Genomic DNA, 20,858 nt, shown 5'->3' with positions numbered 1-20,858 from the left:
TCATGATGTAAAATAATGTGCCTTAGAATATTAAAGCGCATGCATCTTTACTTACTTCCATTTCTTTTGAAATAACTCTGTAGGGGGGGATGGAGTATTGGAAGCTTTGCCTGTCGTTTCTAGCAACATCATCTTTTGAGGTGTGGAAAGGAGGCTCTTCTTTTTATCTGAGTGTACTCTTTATGTGATATTTGCAATGATGTGAGGCAGATCATTGAAAAATCTATCTCTGACAGATGTGTTGTTATTATCAATGTGTATTGTGTGTATAACAATGATGCTAAGTTTGAAAACTGTCGCAATAATCTAGCTAAAAAACGCTTATACATAATATTGTACTTTATGGGGACACACTATAGAGCGTATAAAATGTAGTTACCGGAGCAGATATAGCCGATGAAAGATGTGTGGTGTTGTCTATTTGTCTTTGTAAGGGACTAAATCGTTATCTATCTAGGTCAATATGCCTTCGTTTTCTTTTTGTTTTTCAGTTCCAAATATTTTACGAATATTCTCTTGTTATGTTCACTGTAATTCTTAAAGTTTAGCTCGTCCTCTAACTTCACTTTCAGCTCTCCGTTTTTCAGCTTCAGCTTCCCATTTTCATATTCGGCTTTTCGTTTAGCTTCCTCTTCAGCTTTTTCTGACGTTCTATGGCAAGTTCATGATCAGCTACTCGTACGTTTTCACAATTTTTTTTAGTTTAATGACTATAGAGTGGTTGGGTATAATCTTTGTGTCGTTTTCTAAATTCTTTCGCTTCACATTCTTCTTTTCCTTGTTGGGTTATTGCCGAGGCTTTCATTTGTAGAACTCGTATTCGTGAATCTGTAGGGCTGCGTAGAGTGTTTGAATGGGCTGAATTTGATCAGTATCTTTAGGACTTTTAAGTTGATCAATAAGCTGTTTTATGGTTTTTTTGTTTTTCACGCGCTTTTTCGTAAATAGCTTGTTCTATGTTGTGTTTTGGCTTTTTGTTCATCAAAAATATCAACTGCGGCTTTTGATTTTGCGTTTTTTAATGGCTCTTTAGTATAAGAATTTTTCTTTCCTCTTTTCAGTATTTTTGCTGCTGCTGATACCTGTCAATTTTTGAAAGTGACTAAAATTAGAGCGATGGAGGCCATGACTCTTTTGCTTTTTGAATGTTCTTTGAAGAGCTGCGGATGTTTTATTTAAGAAACCATGTCGTTTTTTTATTTCATCAAGTGGATTTTTAAAATGTGCAAGCTGTTGTTTTTCTTGTTTAATCTGTTCTATATTTTGGCAAAATGAGTTGGAAAAAAATAGAAGAATTATTGCAAATACGCTCGTGTGAAATTCAAAGGAAAATGCAATGATTGTTGTTGAGAAACATTTCTTTTGTCTAAAGGTATTTTTTATAAAAAATACCTGGTAGTGAGAGGAGTGTGGGTTTTCAATATCAAAATATCCTCCCCTTTCCCCAATTAAAATGACAATCGGGGGCGTATAGAGTAAAAGTGTAAGCTTTTCCAGTATTAATTCTTTATTTTTAGTCTATATACACAATGAAGTTTTGGGAAGGCTGGGAAATTGGGGGAAGTTTTGGATTGAATATTTGAGTTGTTATCTTATTGTCCCGTGAATATCCTCATTTTAGGTGTGGTATCAGGCATCTTTTTGATGCGTTAAGTGTTTGTGTGGGGAGCACATTCGTTGTAGGGCTTGTTTGTTGCCTTTAGAAATGTTTTCCTTTGAGGGGTGGTGATGTGAATCGCATGCGTTGATAGGTTTCCGATAGACAAAAGCTGGATTATAGACTGGCTGGATGGCTGGAAAACTTATCCTTTTGGGAGAGGGCGTAAAGTTAGGAGAAAGACGTAAAGTTTATATTTTGTAAACCATAAAAATGCCCGCTTTGAATCGGGCATTAAAAGGGAAGGTTATTGATTGCGTTATTAATGTTTACGGATTAGCAAGAAGCTTACTAAAACAATTCCTGCTGCTAATGCGAGGGTTTTTTTAGGATTTTCTTTCGCTTTTTTCTTTAATTCTGTAGCATGTTCGTTGAGGTGATAAAGTGCGTGACGGCCTTTTTGTTTCCATGTGTTAAACAGCTCAGAAATGTTTTCAAAGCTATCATTTTGAAAACTCCAATGATTTACGGGGACCAGCTCTCTTTTTAATTGTGCTATACGTTTTTTAATTTTAGCATTTTTTCTATGGGGTGAAAATAGACACATTTATTGACTCCTTCATGTGTTAAATTGTTGCGTGACAGTTGGAATTGTGTTTGGGGTTTTGCTATAACGGCTTGAAAATTGAAAAGTTGCATTGATAATGCCGCGCGTGGGTGAGATGAAAATTAAGAGTTTGAGTTTAATGAGGCATTTTTTAATGTGTCCGAGTTCTTTTCATGATGGTTTTTGTTAAGGATGTAAGGTAAAAATTTTTACAAGATGGTGTAAGATTCATCATAAAGATGGTGGGCGATGTCTTCATTTTTTTGTTTGTTTAAAGTGTTGGGATATCTTTTGGCACTTGAAATAGTTTATAAGGAGTTTTTATCTACATATTCTCTTGTGGCTGTAGGGAGTGGTATTGATTGATTCAATTAAGAAGATTTAAAATGAGGAAATCTTACGATATTTGGGTTTAGCATTCAAATTTGTAAAAAATAGATTATTATAAATCAATATGTTGGATTAATTTGGCGATGTCTTTCATGCATTTTAAAAATGGCGCTTTGATGGGTGTTATCTGTTGTGTTGTAAAACACTGTTTTGTGATGACGTTGATGTAAGGTATCGGCATGCAACTTAAAAATACAGTATTGTCTCTGTTTGGTTTCAGTTTCTTTTTGAATCAACCAAGTGTAGAAGTATAAACTTGAACAGAAGTAGTAGAACTTATCCGGTGCGTCTATAGAATGAATCCACCTATGAGTTGAATTGCATCAGTGTTAGTAGGTAGAACCTTTTGAGAGCAATCTGTTAAGATTGGTGGGCGGTGTAATTTTCGTCCTTTGAAGCGCGGAGGAAGTCAATGTAAGTAATGATTGATAGCGCAGGTTTTAAAAATTTGAGGACTTGATGAATACGACCTATTTTTTATCTAAACCACTTGAGCGTCGTCGATCTGTTGGTGTTGCTGTTGGTGATGTGATCATTGGGGGGCAGAGCCCGATAGTTGTACAGTCAATGACCAATACAGATACCGCTGATGTTGATGCAACTGTTGCTCAAGTGGCTGCTCTTTGGCAAGCTGGTTCACAATTGGTTCGAATTACTGTTGATCGCGATGAAGCGGCGGCTGCTGTACCAAAAATACGGGAGCGATTGGAGAGGTTAGGATTTTTTGTACCATTGGTTGGGGATTTTCATTATATTGGTCATAAGCTTTTATCTGAGCATCCTGCGTGTGCTGAGGCGCTTGCAAAATATCGCATCAATCCTGGAAATGTTGGTTTTGGCGCAAAAAAAGATCGTCAATTTGCAGAAATTATTGAGATTGCTTGTCGGTATCATAAACCTATTCGCATTGGCGTGAATTGGGGCTCTCTTGATAATGCATTGTTAACACGGCTTATGGATGAAAATGCACAGCAAGAAAATCCTTTATCGGTTGCTGAAGTGATGCGGGAAACTGTTGTGCAGTCGGCTTTGCAATCGGCTCTTTGCGCTGAAGAGATGGGGTTGGGACGTGATAAAATTATTCTTTCTGCTAAAGTGAGTGACGTCCAAGATCTTATTGCTGTTTATACCACCTTAGCGGCGCGTTGTGATTATGCTCTTCATTTGGGATTAACGGAAGCTGGGATGGGAACAAAGGGCGTTGTTGCTTCTTCGGTGGCTTTGGGCATTTTATTACAGCAAGGGATTGGCGATACGATACGAATTTCCTTAACGCCAAAACCTGGTGGTGATCGGACACGAGAAGTAAAGGTGGGGCAAGAACTTTTGCAAGTGATGGGGTTTCGGCAATTTTTGCCTGTTGTTGCGGCTTGTCCTGGTTGTGGGCGCACAACCTCAACGGTCTTTCAACAATTGGCGCAAAAAATTGAAGCAGATTTATACAAAAATATGCCTATTTGGCGTGAAAAATACCCTGGCGTTGAAAGCTTGAAGGTTGCTGTGATGGGATGTATCGTCAATGGACCGGGGGAGTCAAAGCATGCGGATATTGGAATCTCTTTGCCTGGAGTGGGGGAAAGTCCTGCGGCACCTGTTTTCATTGAGGGACAAAAGGTAAAAACTTTGCGGGGTGATCACATTGCTGAAGAATTTGAAGCACTTTTGAGTGATTATATTCATACACGCTTTGGGCAAGGTTGAGGTAAAAATCGCATAAGGCTGAAGTAAAAATGGTGTGTCGTTTTTTAAAACAAGCTGTCTTCAATGTGAAGAGGGTGCTGTTGTATGCTGCTTTAGCTATGGTCAATACTGTTGTTGGTTGCTTATTATTTTAGGTAAAACCAGATGATATACCTGTTTTAGAATCAGAAGCTTATGAAGGATATTAATGAGTTTAAGTGTGTTAAGACTATTAAACAAAACGATATGAATACTTTAATAGATCCGTAAATGTTGTTGCTGGTTTTTTGGCTGCTCTTGAGACAGTAAAATATTTAACGGATTCTTCAAATATCAAATTATAGAAAGAACATTGTTTATTGATTTTTCAGGCATTTTCCCAGCATTTTTTGGGGTATCAAATTGATAGGATTGGAAATCCTTATAGCGATTATAGTCCTATTTGTCGTAAAATGTAAGCTTTTATATTGATATAAAATGATGTATACGGGTGCCTTTTTGGGCGTTATTGGGGGAATGCATGACAAGTATATTAGCGTTTGGCTTTTTATTTAATGGTATAAGGATTTTAACTGGCGCCTTTATTGTCTTTTATATGCTTGAAAAAGGCTTAACGCTTATTGATATAGGTGTCATTAAGTCGTTTCAGGCTTTTATTATGATGGTTACCGATATTCCTCTGGGATATTTTGCTGATCGAAAAAGTTATAAAATATCGATCGTTTTGGCAGCTGCTTTTGCTGCTACATGGCTCTTTCTCATGGGATTTTCTACAAGCTTTTATGGTTTTCTTTTGGCAGAAACTTTTAATGCCTTATCGCTAACATTAATTGCTGGGGCTTATAATGCTTTACTTGTTCAATATGCAAAAGCAAAAGTGACATCCACTAAAAAAGTGCTTGGTTCCAGCTCTCAATATAATTACATCGGCATGTTTATATTCAGTTTAATCGGGGCATATTTTGCTGATTATTCTAGCCAATATATATGGTATATCGCGGCGTTTTTAATGTTGATGACAACACTATTTGGTTTGTTTTTTCTTGATGACTTGAAGGGGGAGAAAAAACCAAATAAAGCGAATTCTCTCATTTGTGAAGCTAAGGAGATGTTATCTATTTTTATTAAAGTTCCTTATATCTCTTTATGCTTTTATTTTTCATTGATTTTTTTCAATATATTCTCGCAATATTGGCAGTGGATATTTAAAGATCATAATATTAATGTCACTTATTTTGATCTTGGTGTGACATTTTCATTGATATTGTTTTCTCAGCTCTTGGCTAGTTTTCTCTTTACAAAACTAAGTGAAAGAATGAACTTTATTTTACTGTTGTTTCTTTCGGCTTCACTGATTTTTACCATTGCTTTCTTTGAACCAAGAAAAGAAATTGCTGTCATTTTAGTCTGTATGATTTTTTATCTCATTAAGTATACATATCTTTGTGTAGAAGTTGTTTTGCATGATAGTATTAGTGATCATTTCAGGGCTACATATGAATCTTTCTTGTCAACCGTTGGGAGATTTAGCTTATTGGTATTTTTTTACATGAGTGCGTATATGGTCAATATATTTGGCTTTTTCTCACTCGTTTATATTTTTGCTATTTATTTATTGATTTACTTGTTGGCGGTATTTTTTTTAGAAGGAACTCTCAAAAAAGTTCAGTGAAAATATTAACTTATTACGATACGTGTTTTATAGGGTTTCATAGTGGGGCAAGGCTTTTATTTATTAAGGCACATCGTTGTTTTTGCATGTTGAATGAGAAAGCTGAATAGTGTCAGTTACTCTTATTTAAAATCTATGTATGTTGAAGCAATCAAAGTCATCCGCTTGTCCTTATAAGTAGGCGTGGCATAATAATCGTTAAAAAGGAAATAAAAATGCTGCTCATGAATATTGCGCCAAGAGTTGCTGATAAGATTGGACGCTGATAAAGAAAATGATTGTGCTGAATTATATGCTTATTAAGGAATGGTGATGGAGCAGTTTTCCCCATTTTCATTGGTTCCTTGCTGGTAACACTTTATCTCATTAGAGCTAATTTAAACAGTTGGACAATTTATAGCCTGTCCTCATAAGAATTCCCTTATGATCGATTTTGATATTTTGATGATCTATTTTATTGTTAGTATATTTAGCGGATTTTACCATTGCCTCCTTTAAAATATCAATCATCTTGTTGAGATATTTTCTTACATCTTTCATTCTCATTATAGCTCATTTTTTAGTATTTTCTCTTTGATTGTGGCGTTAGCTCTGTATTTTCTGATGTTAGAAAATACTCTTAATCTAGATAGTAAACTTATCTATGGAAACTTTGAATGACAGCCCCCTCTTTGAGAGGGAATAAAATCAAGTACAGAAATATTGTTGAGTACAATTTGCTATAAATAAGCCACAAGAAACCAGCACATATTGATATATTTGATAGGAATCTGTTAGGCTGTACAAATTGTAGTTATTAAAAGATAAAGCGGTGAAATCGTTATCCATAACGCATATTGTAACATTTATAACTCTTTTTTTTTGTATCCGTGTTGTTGGGATGTACGCGCGTAGATAGTCTAGAGCAGTACAATAACCTTTACGAAGAATATATAAGTGAAAAATACGAGGTTTTTGAACATTTTCAAAAGCAGGAACAAGCAAGAAATTTCGTCTATAGCCGTGGCTATCAGAATATAGCGCCCAAATTTGATATTATATGGCATCGTCACATACTGATTGTTTTATGTGGACGTTTTGTTAATTTATTGCGCGGTGATTATAATGAGGAGATGTCATGGGCAATGCTACCCAATGTCATAAGCAGTTTGCGTAATGACTATAATTGGAGAGAAAGCGATTTTATCTGGGCTTATAATATGTCTATGAATTCTACCGACCCCATGATTGATTATGCGAAAAAATTTCTTAATTCTTCAAGTGGAAATGGTATTAGCCCAACAATACAAATTATTGACCTTGTGTCTAGTATGAGAGCTGGTCATGATGACAATACTAAACAAATAGCGCGTTTTTGCATAGAGCTAAACACGATATATGACATGATGAAACCAAGAAGAATTTACAAATGACATTTAATGGGTAATGGGTAAAATTCTCTCGAAGGATATTAAATGGCTATAATACTCTTGATAATCGCGGCATTTTCTTGGCCATGTTGCATGTTTTTTTATTATGGCTTCAAAAGGTGGACATATTTTCCAGCTTTTACAACAGGTATAGGCTCACTTACAATGATGCTCTTCATTTTAATAAGAAAATTTCACTTGAAGGAGGAAATTTGCACTTGGATTGAAAAAACTACTTATCACAAATTAGATTGCGCTATTATATATAATAATAAGGATTTTCTTTATCTTTCTGTTGCAATGATCATTCTCTGTTTAATCTTATCAATTCTCTTTTTATGCGATGAATTGAATAAACGAGATAAAGAGTGTGACGAATTAAAGTTGTACAGTGATCATGATTATTATTCAATTGAAGTTATTACACACTTTTGTAAATAAAAATGTTTCTGCTTTTGAAGGAGCATGCCGACACAATCATCACTTTGCTAGCTCCCAATGTTGCGACAGCCCTTGGTTTTTAAGACGGTTCATAAGAGGCATTTTTTAGTCTTTTCTTTGATGTTTTGCCCCACACGGCTTTTCCCGCTTGTGACGTGCAAGCAAGTGATTTTGATTGATTTAACATACACAGATTTGAAATGAGAGAATCTTATGATATTCAGGGTTCTTATTCAAGTTGAACAACCACGAATTATCATTATAAATCAATGTGTTATATCTTTCTTGCTAAGAAAAGAGAGATCGGTAATAATACTGCTTTGGTTTTTCGTTCTATTGAAATTAGTGGTTTTATTTATCCTGTTATGCCGTAACATACTGTCATTTGAGGGGTTGTGAAGGTATCCTGTTTGATACATTAAGTATTTTAAGAAGTGCATGGTGAATATTCTTAAGTCTTGTTTATTGCGTCTTTAGTTTAAGTGAATCGCATGCGTAGAAAGCGAGAGAAACCTACTCGGTAGGAAACTAGACTGTTTACAGAGCAGATTAGGTTAAAAGACTTTGTTCTTTGAGGGTGGCATAAAAATCAAAATAGCCATTATGTTCATTTTTTTCTGATATTTTAAATACGAGCTTCAAAAAAATGATGCTTAAACTAAACAACGAGCACTTTTGTAAAAGTGTTTTTAGAGAGCAAGCAATACACGAGTGAATTTACAGAATATAACCATATTTGATCTTCTACAACAAGATAGCGTGGAAAGGCATAAAAATTACGATTCTCTACTGAGGGCATTTACTTAGAGCATTGTACTTCTTTTATTGTTTTTTACGGGTTTATAAAATGCCTTGTTTTATACTTATTCTGTTTATTTTTTGCCTTATCGTTAGAAGATTAAAGACATAAAGGAGAAAACGAGTTTTCCTCTTTCGGTCGTTTTTTATTTGGCTTTAAAGCATCTACGGTAATATCTTTTAAAGCATAGTGATTGCGCATTGTTTCACATTTTCTTTCATTCTTTAATGGAAGGCATTTTTCATGCAAAATAGGATACCCAGAATGCATTTGTGTTATAAATTCACGCGGCTTGTTTTAATGAAATTCTTCTTAAGATTTGTCGCACCCATTTCATGATAAGGACTATAATGGAGATTAATGGTAACGTTTCTTTGAAAAGTCTATTATGCATTCAATAAATATGATGGTGTACACTATGTACAATATGGCGGATGAAGTTTAATTTTGGCGTATTGCACTAAAGTGTGCTGCTTGTTGGAGGGGGAGTGCTTTAGCGCCAAAAGGATGTAAGAATGCTTCTGCTTTACTGATGAGTGTATCTCGCTTTTTTTGGGTTTCTTTAATGCCGTAAAGATGAACAAAAGTGGCTTTTTGTGCCGTTTCATCTTTCCCAGCCGTTTTTCCTAGGGTTTGCGTGTTGGCGGTGACATCAAGAAGGTCATCGGTTAATTGAAAGGCTAAACCAAGATAGGTACCAAAATCAGTAAGCTTTTCAGTTAATTCTTTAGATGCATTGCCAATGATGGCACCTGCTTGGCAAGCAAAGCTTATCAGGGCTGCTGTTTTCATGTGTTGTAGAGTGATAATGTCAGTACTTTCTTGCGGTCTTTTTTCAGCTTCAAGGTCCAGCATTTGTCCACCTAACATACCGCCAAGCCCTGCCGATTGTGCAAGAGACGTGATCAGCTTGATTCTAATATCTGTAGATAAAATACTAGCTTTATGAGCAATAATTTCAAAGGCAAATGTTAAGAGGGCATTGCCTGCTAGAATTGCTGTTGCTTCATCAAATGCTACATGGACAGTGGGTTTTCCACGCCGGAGTATATCGTTATCCATAGCGGGAAGATCATCATGAATGAGCGAATAACAATGGATACATTCTAAGGCACATGCAACATCAAGAGAATGTTCTACAGGGACATCAAAAAGTGCAGCACTTTGAATTACAAGAAAAGGACGCAAGCGTTTTCCACCGTTCAGCACACCATAACGCATGGCTTTGATTAAGTTTTTAGGGCGTGAAATTTCACCATTTTGGATTTGATCACTTAACAGGGTATCAAGCCGCTTTTCAACGGTGTCTCTATGTTTTGCAAGAAGGGTGGTAAATTCGTGCATTCTTGCTTCCTTTGTTTTTACAAAAATGAAATTATGAAGTTTAAAGAGAAAGGTTGTCGCTTTTTCTTGTTTTCATAAATTGGCGTCGTTTTTTATTAAAAATCAACTTCTCTTTTTATCCGTATCTCTACTGTATGCGCAAATCCCTTTTTAAACCAAATAAAAATTGAATGAAGGTCTTATAAAAAAGCTTTCATTGGTGTATAAAATTCTCAAATTTTGCAGTGTTTTTGATATTCCTTTGATTATTGTGACACCATTTTTGATAACAAGAAGGTCATTTTTAGTAAGAGGAGGATCATTTTGACATTGCCTCTTCTTTTTTATCAGTGTATAATATCTTAAAATTTTATGGTGTTTTTAAATGAAGCATTGTCATTTTTGACATTGCTTTTTCTGTTTTAATGGATTTGGAGTGTCTTTTTATGGCTGTACCTAAACGAAAAACCTCTCCAGCGAAGAGGGGCATGCGCCGTTCGGCTGATGCTCTGAAGGCGCCGACTTATATCGAAGATAAAAATTCTGGTGAATTACGTCGTCCTCATCACATTGATTTGAAAACGGGAATGTATCGTGGGCGTTCCGTTTTAGTGGTTAAAGACTGAGCGTTTTCTTTCTTTTCCAGTGGTGAACTTCTTTTATTTCATCGATCAATGCACGCTTGGGGCGTGCATTTTCGCTTTAAGATGAATGTTGAGGTTCCCTTGTATCGTCTTCTATCGATGTGGAACAGGGGATGTATCGTGGACGTTCTGTTTTAGTGGTTAAAACTTTAGCGTTTTCTTTCTTTTCCAGTGGTGAACTTCTTTTATTTCATCGATCAATGCACGCTTGGGGCGTGCATTTTCGCTTTAAGATGAATGTTGAGGTTCTCTTGCATCGTCTGCTATCGATGTGGAACAGGGAATGTATCGTGGACGTTCTGTTTTAGAGGTTAAAACTTTAGCGTTTTCTTTCTTTTCCAGTGGTAAGTTTCTCTTGATTCATTAGTGAATGCATTGGGTAAGATGCGTTTTTCGCTTTTTCTTGGGAACATATGTGGGATAAAGTTTTGCCGTAGAGAAATGATTCTATTGTGGGAGATGATTTTCTTGTTTTCTTGAGAGGCTATAAAGGGCTACTTGTATCAGTGTCTTTTATGATGACTTCGTTAAGAGCTTGGGTATTGATATAAGTTAGCTCAGTAATAGAATCATTTTGTATCGCACTTAATCTTTATTGATTATAGAGAGAATCCTATTAGACCGTAAAATATCATCGTTTAAGGCAGTTGATCTATGTAAGGCTTTAAGCATATCGGTGTTTTTTATGAGAATATTTAAGGCAATGGTTGTCTATAGGCTTATATTGTGACATGTGATTCTCCTTAAAAAATAGAGATCGACATCACATTGATTTATAAAGATCATTTGTTGTTTTGCGCCTTGAATGGAAGGTCTATCGTAGGATTTTCTCATTTCAAATTTCTCTCATGTTGAATCAATGACAATCACTTGCTTTTCGGTCACAAGTGGGGATGGTATGTGAGTAAAAACTCTATAAAAAAGGAAAAAATGTCTATAATGAATACTTTCAAATGTAAGAATTGTTGTAACATTGGGATTAAGTGTATGCTGATGCCAGCGTGCTTTCTTATGAGCAGAAAAGAGACAACCGTTACAAGACAGAAGGTGTACACATTCAATGATCTTTAGTGCTTTTGATTGATAAAGGTACATGAGACTTTTCTATGAATATCACGCTGTCTTTTCATATTTTTGAACTAAGAATTGTCCATATATTTTTCTTATTTTTGTGAATATAAGGGATTTGTTGCGAACAGCTTGTAAAAATAAGTAAACTTAAAACCAAATGTGTTGTGTATGGGGATGAGCAAAGTATTTTATCAAAGCCGGTACGACTCTCCAGTTCATAGCTGGTTTATGAGTGATTTTATGGTGGTGCTTACCTAAGTTTATGATTTTTTTTGTTATCTGTTCATTACTAGACAACACATTGATTTATATATATAATTCACTGTTTTCATATTGAATTAGAACCCCGAATAACGTAAGATTCACTCATTTCAAATCTCTCTATCTAGAATCAATCAAAACCACTCGTTTGCACGTCACAAGCGGGATGAGTGTGTGGATAAAATTTGTATAAGAAAGGACTCTTATGAATTGTCTTAAGAGCCAAGGGCTGTAGCACAACACCCACGAGCTGACAAATATAACGATGGTGCCGGCTTGCTTCTTCACAAACGTAAGAGATGGGGGTGGTCAATGGATTTACCGTTATACCTTTCCGGGGGCTGCGAAATGGGCTTGGGTGCCTTGAGAGATGTTTCTTTAAAACAAGCCCGTAATTGGCAACTGGGTGGCGGGCTGTTTTACGTGAGGGGCGTGATCCCATTAAAGAACGTGAGAAACAAAAGCGTGAGGCAATGCGCAATCTCCATTATTTAAAAAATATTGCTTTAGATGCTTTTGAAAGCCGTAAAGCTGAATTAAAAAATGATGGTGAGGCGTGTGATTGGTTTTTACACTTACGCCTCCATATTCTCCCTAAATTAGGCTGTCTGCCCGTTTCAGAGATTACGCAAACTGAGATACGCAATACGCTTTCTCCCATTTGGCATGCAAAAGCTGGAACAGCTCAGACAGCACTGAAGCGTCTTAATCTTTGTCTTAAACATACGGTTGCCTTGGGTTTTGATGTTGATTTACAAGCAACGATAAAAGCATGCGCGCTCTTAAGGAAGCAACGTCATAAAACGTAAAATAGACCAGCTATGGATTGGAGAGATGTGCCGGTTTTTTATCAGTTACTCTGTAAAACACAAAACATAACACAACTGGCTTTGCGTTTGCTTATCCTGACAGGCGTTCATACTAATCCTTTGCGTCATATTCGTGAAGATCAGATTGAAGATGATATCTGGACAATTCCTGCTGAGAATATCCAATCTTTAGCGGTTTGTTTGAAACAGAGATTGAGACTTTTAAGAGTTCTATGAATCATTCTAGATTTTATGTGTCCGATTGGAGTAAGAATATTGCGTATATCTCGTAATCTCTGAAATGAGAATATAACCTCATTTGGGAAAAATATAAAATTGAAAGGGCAATGCTAACGTTCATTTTTATTGTTATTTTTTAAGTGAGCTTTACTGCTTTCAAAAGTATTTGGAATGCTTTTTACAGAATGGAGATGATGGTTTTAGTTCATGTTTTTTTTATCGCGTTCTTTAATGGGGGAATGCTTCTCATGCAAAATAGAGCGCCCACGACAAAATATGCTTATGTTGTACCGTCACGCGTTTTTTAAAAGGAATATTTTTCAATATTTGTGGCATCCATTTTATGACGGCGTTTTTGAATGTTATAATGGTTTTGTAGAAGGGTAAATGGTAAAGTCTCGGTGTAGTGTATAAACGGCACTATGATCTTTACGCTTCATGAAAAAGCAAGCCTGCTGCCTTACACATTTTGCCAGATTCCAATGTTGGTATATCCTTTGGTGCTTGAGACAGTGTCTTGCTCTTTTTGTACAGTTTTTACCCACAGATCAGCCTCGCTTATGATTGACAAGCAAGTGATTTGATTAATTCAACATGAGAGCAATTTGAAATGAGTAATCTTACCATATTCAAGATTCTAATTTAATATGAATAATGCTAGATTATGATGATTAATCAGTTTGTTATCTATGAAGAAAGAAAATAAGGAGGAATTTGTCGAAAAGTTAGATTGTTTATAGATTGGCGCTGGTTAAGAAACTTTGTCCTTAAGGGCAGAGAGGATGTTAAAAAATAAAACCAGCTTTTCGCTGGTTTTATCGAAATATCATCATTATGATGAGAGAGTGTATTATGCAGCGTAGACAGCTTTACTGTTTTCATCTGTTTCTTCTCTCTCAGTTTTAAACTCGCGTTCCGGCTTGTTGGAGAGATGCATCTCTATGAGATTGATAGCTTCTGTTTCAGAAAGACTATTAATAACCGCAATTTCGCGGGCCATTCTTTCAAGAGCAGCTGTATAAAGTTGGCGCTCAGAGTAAGATTGTTCAGGTTGTAGATTAGAGCGGAAAAGATCACGGACCACTTCGGCGATACAAATAAGATCTCCTGAGTTGATTTTGGCATCATATTCTTGTGCACGACGTGACCACATGGTCCGTTTAACGCGTGCTTTTCCACGTAAAACTTTTAAGGCACGTTCGACAGAGTCACTAGCAGATAATTTACGCATTCCAACGGAAAGGGCTTTTGCAATGGGGACTTTGACATCCATCTTATCTTTCGCGAAATGAATGACAAAAAGTTTCAATTTATGTCCTGCAACTTCTTGATCTTCAATCGCTATAATTTGTCCTACTCCATGTGTAGGGTAGACGATATATTCAGAGGTTGCAAATTCTTTGGTCTTGGAAGACGTTCCATGTTGGGATGCCATATTTTAGTTTACTCCCTTATGATCAACAAATGTATCGGAAAACAGGTTATAAACCTGAGGGTTGAGTTTTCTTTAACCAAGTATATTGTACCAATTAAGTGAGCATAAAAGCCGAGTACTTTTAAATCCAAAAAAAATACATTGCTTTACTGTAAAAAGCAAAGAAAAATACTTAGAAAGATGATCATGTTAAAATAACACTAACATCAAACTTTAAAAGAATCAATCATTTCGCTTAAGGATTTTTTTATTTTTACAAGAGAAGTCTTTCAGTCGTTGAAGGAGGAGGGTGTACACTGTATCATTACTCTTCGCCACTTCCTGGATTTTCTGAAAAATACTTTTCTAATTTATTTGGAACGCCATCCATTTCTTTTGCTTGAGAAAGGGGATCTTTTCGGGTGGTTAGATTAGGCCATTTGTTTGCATAATGAAGATTAAGTTCTAACCACTTTTCTAATCCTGGTTCTGTATCAGGTAAAATCGCTTCTGCTGGGCATTCTGGCACACAAACACCACAATCGATGCATTCATCGGGGTGAATAACAAGCATATTTTCCCCTTCATAAAAACAATCAACAGGGCAGACTTCAACGCAATCCGTATATTTGCAGTGAATGCAGTTGTCGGTTACTACGTGGGTCAAGATCAAACTCCATTTGTTACTTTAATTCTCTTTAGAGGAAAGTGGGTGCGTGTTTTTATGATTGGTGAGTTGATCGCGTAGTACAGCTAGTTTCGCAAAAGGTGAATCAGGATTAAGGCGCTTTTCTTTGTGAAAAGGCTTATGATTTGCATGTTTTCCTTGGGATTTGTGGAACTTATGAGAGCGTTTTGCTTGTGATAGTGCTTCTTGAGGGGAATTTTCATTTGTGTGTTCCGCTTTTTTTACAGCGTTCTTCGATTTATTTTGCCACTTATTTCCTAATTTATCATGTTTTTTTTGTGCGTGGTGGTGAAATTGATGCTTATAATGCCATAATAAAATAACTTTACCTTCTTCTGTAGAGCGAGGGGATTTGGCAAAATTCCCAACAGGTTCAGCTGCTGGTAAGCGATTGGTTTTATGGAGATGTTTTTCAATACCAGAGGATAAAGTGTTTGGGTATGAGGTATTTTTTTCTTCTCGTGTTGTTTTTAAATCGCTTATTGTTTGCCATTGACTTCCAACGCATTCTGCTGCAGGAACATCTTGTATTGTCCTATTGACAGGGGAAGAGGCTTGGTGTGCAAAGAGATTTTGTTCAAAAACAGTATTGCTTATGCTGTACGATTGATAACCAAGTCCTTTGAGGATTTCTTCCATATCATTTCCATTGGCCCCAAGAATGGACATCATGGCTGGTGTAACAAAAAAACTTTTGCCATCATAGGCTCCATCGGGTCTGGGATCACTTCCTTGTTTCCAATGAAGTGCGGGGCGGATGAGATTGGCAAGACGTTCTAAAATATCAATCCGTACAGCACGTTGTCCTAAGATTCGGTAGCCGGCTAATTGATAAAATTGGCGGTTATAGGTAGGGTCAACAATCAAAGAGGTTCGACCAGCAGATAATGCTGAAAAAATTTCACCCAAACCAGTTTGATCTTGTCCCGCATTTTGAAGATTCCACAGGAGAGTAATGGCTTGAACCGGAGCAGGTTTAAGCATTCCGGCAACATAGATGTGAAAAGCGCCAAAACGCACGCCTAGACGCCGAAGCACGGCACGTGATTCTTGCGCAAGTTTTTTGACAATGTCTAAAACTTCGCGGCGTGGTAAAATCCCTAAAGAGTTAAAAAGTTGTAAAGCAAGACTGTTTGTTGAATCCGTTAAATTATCAGCATTGCGCAAATCAAACAGGGGTTTTAAAGTCGTTTCAAAATGAAAGGTGACAAAGCGTTCTAATCGCTTCACAACGTTATTGCGGGATTCTCCCGTGAGTTGTTCATCTGCTAAAACAATCAGTTTTGGTTTGAAAAAATCTTCTGTTGCTACAAGTTGTCCTACGGGTTGACCAATCCAGCGCACAATTCCATCAGAACTGAGGGTAAAATCTCCATTTGCACAAGCACAAAAACGTGTCGCGCGTTTGGAAAAAGCAAGAATCAAATTCTCATTCTCTGTTGAAATTTGCTTATCAGCTATTTGATCGGTACTGTTTTTGTTGGCATAAAAACGAAAACCTTCAAATTTACCCCTTCCGTGTTTTTCAATGAGAATATCATCTTGAAGAATCTCATTCTGTTGAACAATCTTGCTATCCATGATCATTTTCTTTCTCAGTGTGACACTGGTCAAAAGCTTTTTGCGACAATTTCATAATGGTGCTCTTTCTTTAACACGTTTGTTGCGTTTGCTTCAATCACTCTTGTCATTTTTTGCTGTTTCTTTGCGCCTTTAAAACTTGAATGATTCTTTTTTTATTCAGTTTTCATTCAGTTTAGATGCTTTATATTTGCAAATTACACTTATTAGTTGTATTGTAAAGCTGAAAGCATGAATAAATTCTTCAATTTAAAAGGAAACGGAATTGGTTATCAAAAAACAGCATTTGTTTTGCGTGATCACTTTATTTTTTTTGCTGTTTTGTCATGAAAAGTGGAGAGAAAGTTTTTTCAAATATTTCATAGGCTAAAAGGCATGTTGTAAAGGCATTTTGCAGGTGAAATTGTGTCTTATGACAAGAAGTTTTACCATGACAGTAAAAAAAACAATTGCGATTATAAAATTACACGTTAAAGTAGTAGGTACAGAAGTTAACAACTTTTGCGTTCTTTTTAAGCAAAGAACAATGATGTCGTTGCCAAATCAATTTTGATAATTTTAATCGCAAGGGGTTATTATGGGTAATCTTTCAAATGCTGTTTATAAAAGCAGCAAAAATTATAGCGATGCAGACAAAAGCTTAGGACGTAATATGATGCGTTCTGCTATGCAAGCACCTTATCTTGAACGACAAAAAGAGCATGATTTGGCTCTGCGGTGGAAAGACAAACGTGATGATGATGCCATGCATCAAATTGCAGCGGCTCATATGCGTTTAGTGATTGCTATTGCTAATCGCTTTAAACGTTTCAAAATGCCATTGGGAGATTTGGTCCAAGAAGGGTATGTGGGACTATTGGAAGCAGCTGCACGTTTTGAACCTGATCGGGAAGTGCGTTTTTCAACGTATGCAACGTGGTGGATACGCGCTTCTATTCAAGATTATATTTTGCGAAATTGGTCAATCGTTCGAGGGGGAACGAGTTCTTCGCAAAAAGCACTTTTCTTTAATCTTCGGCGTTTGCGTGCAAAACTGATACAAGATGATAGTGCTTTGTCAAAACAGGATATTTTTCGCACAATCGCTGAAAAGCTTGGCGTTTCCGTGCGCGATGTTGAAACGATGGATTTTCGTTTTTCCAGTTCTGATAATTCCTTGAGTGTTTCTGTTTCTGAGAATAGTGATAATCCCATTGCTAAGATGGATGTTTTGGTGGATGATAGTCCTCTTCCTGATGCTTTAATTGAGCAAGTCATTGATGGTCAACGGCGTACACAGTGGCTTTACGATGCGTTGCAAATTCTCAACGAACGGGAGTTGGAAATTATTCGCTTTCGTCGCTTAAATGAAGAGGGGGCGACTCTCGAAGTTTTGGGTGAAAAGTTAGGAATCTCGAAAGAGCGCGTGCGTCAAATTGAAGCTAGGGCTTTGCAAAAATTGCGTTCTGCTCTCCTTACGGTTCATTCAGAAGACGCTTACGATATATAAGCAGTGAAATGCTTTGGGGGGGAGGAGGAAAGAGAATATATTAAGTGGGGGCATATGAGAATATGATGAAGTCAGTTTTAGGGGGTGTTCATATTTGTTTAGGAATATGCCTCCTTGGGGGCGCTACTGATAAACAGAGGAAGACAGGGGGCAGAGTTAGTTGGAGAAAATATGTATCACACGGAGGCCTATAGAGGCATGATGAAATTGGATTTTAAAGTGTTCCTCCTTATTTTCGAATATGCTTTAAGGGGGAGGGCGTGATACAGATAGAAAAGAATTAAAACTGTAGCAGATGAGAAAAAGGGCTTATTCTGTAATAATTTTCACTTTGGTACCTGCGGGTAAAGTTTGCGTTGGTGAGAGGGCGTTGAGGATGCGAAAGAGTTTTTCTTTATATGGTGTGTATTGCATTTTATCTGCAAGATTTGCAACGGTTTCTCCTTGTTTAACACAAACAACACGGATTTTTAAGGGCTGCAATTTTTTTAACTGTGAAGATGAAAGAGAATGAAAGCTTTGTAGCGTTTTTTTGGCAACCTCTGCAAAATTTCGAGAATTATGTGGAGCGGCCGTCAAAAAACGAAAGATGTGGTTGTTGAATGGAATGGCAACCACATCAAATTGCCATTGATCATTGGTAGCATAGGCTTGTGCTCCAAGTAAACTTTGGCTTTGGAATCCTTGACGCGTAAATTCTTGATTGGGGAGCCCTTGAATTGTGATGGGGCGGATAGATGATTGGTCTAGCCCGAGAATCCAGCCGCTTTTCAAATAATCACTCGCAGATATTTCAGCAGGATGTGGAATAGCGTCAAAACGAATCGCAATTTTATCTGGTCCACTGGCCCAAACAGTGTGTGCTGAATGTTCTATTGTAAAATTATTTGGAACAGAAAAAGCTATGCGCAATTGTGGGTGAATAAATTGGTTGCCTCGTACAAAACCTGTATAAAAGCCTCCTCCAAAAATCATGCCATCAATGCTTTTGAGAAAAGAATCATGATCGGATATTGTACTATTCCCTTTACTGATTTTACGCGCTTTTTCTATCGCAAGCCGAATGCGTTGAGGGGTGGTTGGGTGAGAAGCTAGAAAATCTAGAGAGGCATTTTGGGTGCCGGAGATATTACGAAAAGCACTATAGGCTTCCATTGTTTGAAGAAAGCGCGGTGAAGCAAATGGATCATATCCTGATTGTTGGAGCATTTCGAGTGCAAGGGAATCAGCTTCCAGCTCTTGATTGCGGGAAAATTGCGCGAGTTGTTGCTTGTTTTGCATAGGGTTATGAAGTTTTTTGCCAATAGAAGAAAGAAGACGTGAAGACATGTGATTGGTCATCTTTAATTGGGCTTCTTTTTGCAGGCGTAAAATGCCATGATTGGCTCTGATATGTGCTATCTCATGGGCTAAAATGGCTGCAACTTCTGAAGAATCATTGGCTAATGCCAGCATACCACGAGTGATGTAGATCGAGCCATTGGGGAGCGCAAAGGCATTGACAGTTTCTGAGTTTAAAATTGTTACAGAATAGCTTTGATGAGAACTATGTGATGCAACTGCCAGTTTACGGACAATCTTTGCTAAAAGGTGTTCAAGTTTTGCATCATGATAAGCGCCACCATACATTTGCAGAATACGTGGGTGTTGCAGAGCGCTTAATGTGACATAGATATTGTGGTTGTTGGTACGTTTGATCGTTTTAGAAGAAGTGGAAGAAAGCCTATCATTTTGAGAAAGTGGTGTATGACAAGCCGAAAGGAGAAACGTTAAACTTATGAGAGTGGCTTTATACAGGCACGAGCGAAAAAGAAAATTGCGGTGAAAAATGGGGTGCGTTGGACCATGGTGCACATTATTTCTGCGGAGTAATTTGGCAAATTGCATTTGTATCTTTGTATCGTATGTTTCTTTAAGAAAGGCATTAGAGATAAGGATTCGTTTGGCTATATCATGCTTTTTGTTTATAAAAAATGACTCTCACTTATAAAAAGATGCACTGTAAAGAAAATTTTGTGAAAGGCAAAGTATGGCATGACAACATTTACGATATTATTAAATGGGGATGTTCATATCACTGATCGTTTGCTTAATCAAATTCAAAACAGTCGGGTAATTGCTGCTGATGGTGGTATGCGTCATGCGGCAGCGCTTAATGCGACGCCTGAGTTGTGGTTAGGGGATTTTGATTCATCAGATGAGAATTTAATACGTCAATATAGTCATGTTCCGCGTGAAGTTTTTCCCTCTGATAAAGATATGACAGATAGTGCTCTGGCATGTGAAAGAGCGCTGCAAAATGGCGCTAAAAAGCTTATTTTGTGCGGTGCTTTGGGAGGGGAGCGAAGTGATCACAGCCTTTCTCATATAACGCAAGCGTTGATGATGGCTGAAAGGGGTATTTCAGTGTTGTTGACAAGCGGTTTGGAAGAAGGTTGGCCGGTTTTGTCAAAACCTTGTTCGTATGATTTGCCTAAGGGATGTTTGTTTAGTATTATCGGTTTTTCTGATTTAAAAGGTTTAACTCTTAAAGGGGTAAAATGGCCAATTTGTGACAAAAATGTGTCATTTGGCTCTTCTTTAACACTTTCTAACCGTATTTGTGGAACCTTTTCTTGCCATTTAGGTTCTGGAAAAGCTATATTGTTAGTGTCTGTACCTATTCCATAAAGCTCTTCCAATATATTTTGAATAAGGCAGGGGGGGGCCTAGTGATGAAGTGCCGACATAAACGATATATGTA

Annotated in this window: 13 protein-coding genes and 1 pseudogene; 8 read left to right on the top strand and 6 right to left on the bottom strand. The window is 37.0% G+C overall.

The window, feature by feature from the left end; genetic code table 11:
• Nucleotides 1–1,919: 1,919 nt before the first annotated feature.
• Nucleotides 1,920–2,204 carry a hypothetical protein gene (locus ACFILA_RS03535; protein ID WP_273790507.1) on the bottom strand — a complete coding sequence of 95 codons (285 nt, stop codon included), beginning with the start codon at nt 2,202–2,204 and terminating at the stop codon, nt 1,920–1,922.
• Nucleotides 2,205–3,053: 849 nt separating this feature from the next.
• Between ACFILA_RS03535 and ispG the strand changes: the two genes are divergently transcribed.
• From ispG to ACFILA_RS03520, 3 genes are all read left to right on the top strand, one after another.
• The gene (ispG, locus tag ACFILA_RS03530) at nt 3,054–4,295 is read left to right on the top strand and encodes a flavodoxin-dependent (E)-4-hydroxy-3-methylbut-2-enyl-diphosphate synthase (RefSeq protein ID WP_273790506.1); all 1,242 of its coding nucleotides are present in this window, start codon (nt 3,054–3,056) and stop codon (nt 4,293–4,295) included.
• Between the two features lie 499 nt (nt 4,296–4,794).
• Complete coding sequence (locus tag ACFILA_RS03525) at nt 4,795–5,946, top strand: MFS transporter (protein WP_375660670.1); 1,152 nt, start codon at nt 4,795–4,797, stop codon at nt 5,944–5,946.
• An 869-nt stretch (nt 5,947–6,815) separates the two neighbouring features.
• On the top strand, nt 6,816–7,358 hold the full coding sequence (locus ACFILA_RS03520) for a hypothetical protein (protein ID WP_375660669.1): 543 nt from the start codon (nt 6,816–6,818) through the stop codon (nt 7,356–7,358).
• Between the two features lie 1,678 nt (nt 7,359–9,036).
• Here the strand turns inward: ACFILA_RS03520 and ACFILA_RS03515 are convergent.
• Nucleotides 9,037–9,939 carry a polyprenyl synthetase family protein gene (locus ACFILA_RS03515; protein ID WP_273790503.1) on the bottom strand — a complete coding sequence of 301 codons (903 nt, stop codon included), beginning with the start codon at nt 9,937–9,939 and terminating at the stop codon, nt 9,037–9,039.
• A 425-nt stretch (nt 9,940–10,364) separates the two neighbouring features.
• On the opposite strand from ACFILA_RS03515, the gene rpmF reads away from it, so the two are divergent.
• Complete coding sequence (gene rpmF / locus ACFILA_RS03510; protein WP_005774555.1) at nt 10,365–10,544, top strand: 50S ribosomal protein L32; 180 nt, start codon at nt 10,365–10,367, stop codon at nt 10,542–10,544.
• A 1,626-nt stretch (nt 10,545–12,170) separates the two neighbouring features.
• Nucleotides 12,171–12,889 (top strand): annotated as a pseudogene (locus ACFILA_RS03505) (tyrosine-type recombinase/integrase); the annotation flags it as partial.
• Between the two features lie 904 nt (nt 12,890–13,793).
• On the opposite strand, the gene ACFILA_RS03500 reads toward ACFILA_RS03505, so the two are convergent.
• The 3 genes from ACFILA_RS03500 to ACFILA_RS03490 all read right to left on the bottom strand — a co-directional run bounded on the left by ACFILA_RS03500 (nt 13,794) and on the right by ACFILA_RS03490 (nt 16,626).
• Nucleotides 13,794–14,378, bottom strand: a complete 585-nt coding sequence (locus ACFILA_RS03500; RefSeq protein ID WP_273790499.1) for a CarD family transcriptional regulator — start codon at nt 14,376–14,378, stop codon at nt 13,794–13,796.
• 304 nt (nt 14,379–14,682) lie between these two features.
• Nucleotides 14,683–15,024, bottom strand: coding sequence for a ferredoxin FdxA (fdxA, locus tag ACFILA_RS03495; RefSeq protein WP_273790498.1), 342 nt, complete (start codon nt 15,022–15,024; stop codon nt 14,683–14,685).
• 21 nt (nt 15,025–15,045) lie between these two features.
• Complete coding sequence (locus ACFILA_RS03490) at nt 15,046–16,626, bottom strand: hypothetical protein (protein ID WP_375660668.1); 1,581 nt, start codon at nt 16,624–16,626, stop codon at nt 15,046–15,048.
• Between ACFILA_RS03490 and ACFILA_RS03485 the strand changes: the two genes are divergently transcribed.
• Nucleotides 16,625–16,762, top strand: a complete 138-nt coding sequence (locus tag ACFILA_RS03485) for a hypothetical protein (protein WP_375637565.1) — start codon at nt 16,625–16,627, stop codon at nt 16,760–16,762. The genes ACFILA_RS03490 and ACFILA_RS03485 overlap by 2 nt on opposite strands.
• Before the next feature lie 441 nt (nt 16,763–17,203).
• Nucleotides 17,204–18,115, top strand: coding sequence for an RNA polymerase factor sigma-32 (locus ACFILA_RS03480; protein WP_015856975.1), 912 nt, complete (start codon nt 17,204–17,206; stop codon nt 18,113–18,115).
• Between the two features lie 309 nt (nt 18,116–18,424).
• Here the strand turns inward: ACFILA_RS03480 and ACFILA_RS03475 are convergent, their stop codons facing one another.
• Nucleotides 18,425–20,002: a M48 family metalloprotease gene (locus ACFILA_RS03475; RefSeq protein WP_375660667.1), complete on the bottom strand. Its 1,578-nt coding sequence runs from the start codon at nt 20,000–20,002 to the stop codon at nt 18,425–18,427.
• A gap of 147 nt (nt 20,003–20,149) precedes the next feature.
• Here ACFILA_RS03475 and ACFILA_RS03470 point away from each other — a divergent pair, with 147 nt between their 5' ends.
• The gene (locus ACFILA_RS03470; protein ID WP_273790494.1) at nt 20,150–20,785 is read left to right on the top strand and encodes a thiamine diphosphokinase; all 636 of its coding nucleotides are present in this window, start codon (nt 20,150–20,152) and stop codon (nt 20,783–20,785) included.
• The last annotated feature ends 73 nt before the right edge of the window (nt 20,786–20,858 follow it).

The organism is Bartonella sp. CL71SXKL (assembly GCF_042194935.1).
GTDB lineage: Bacteria > Pseudomonadota > Alphaproteobacteria > Rhizobiales > Rhizobiaceae > Bartonella.
This window is presented reverse-complemented; position numbering and strand designations above follow the sequence as displayed.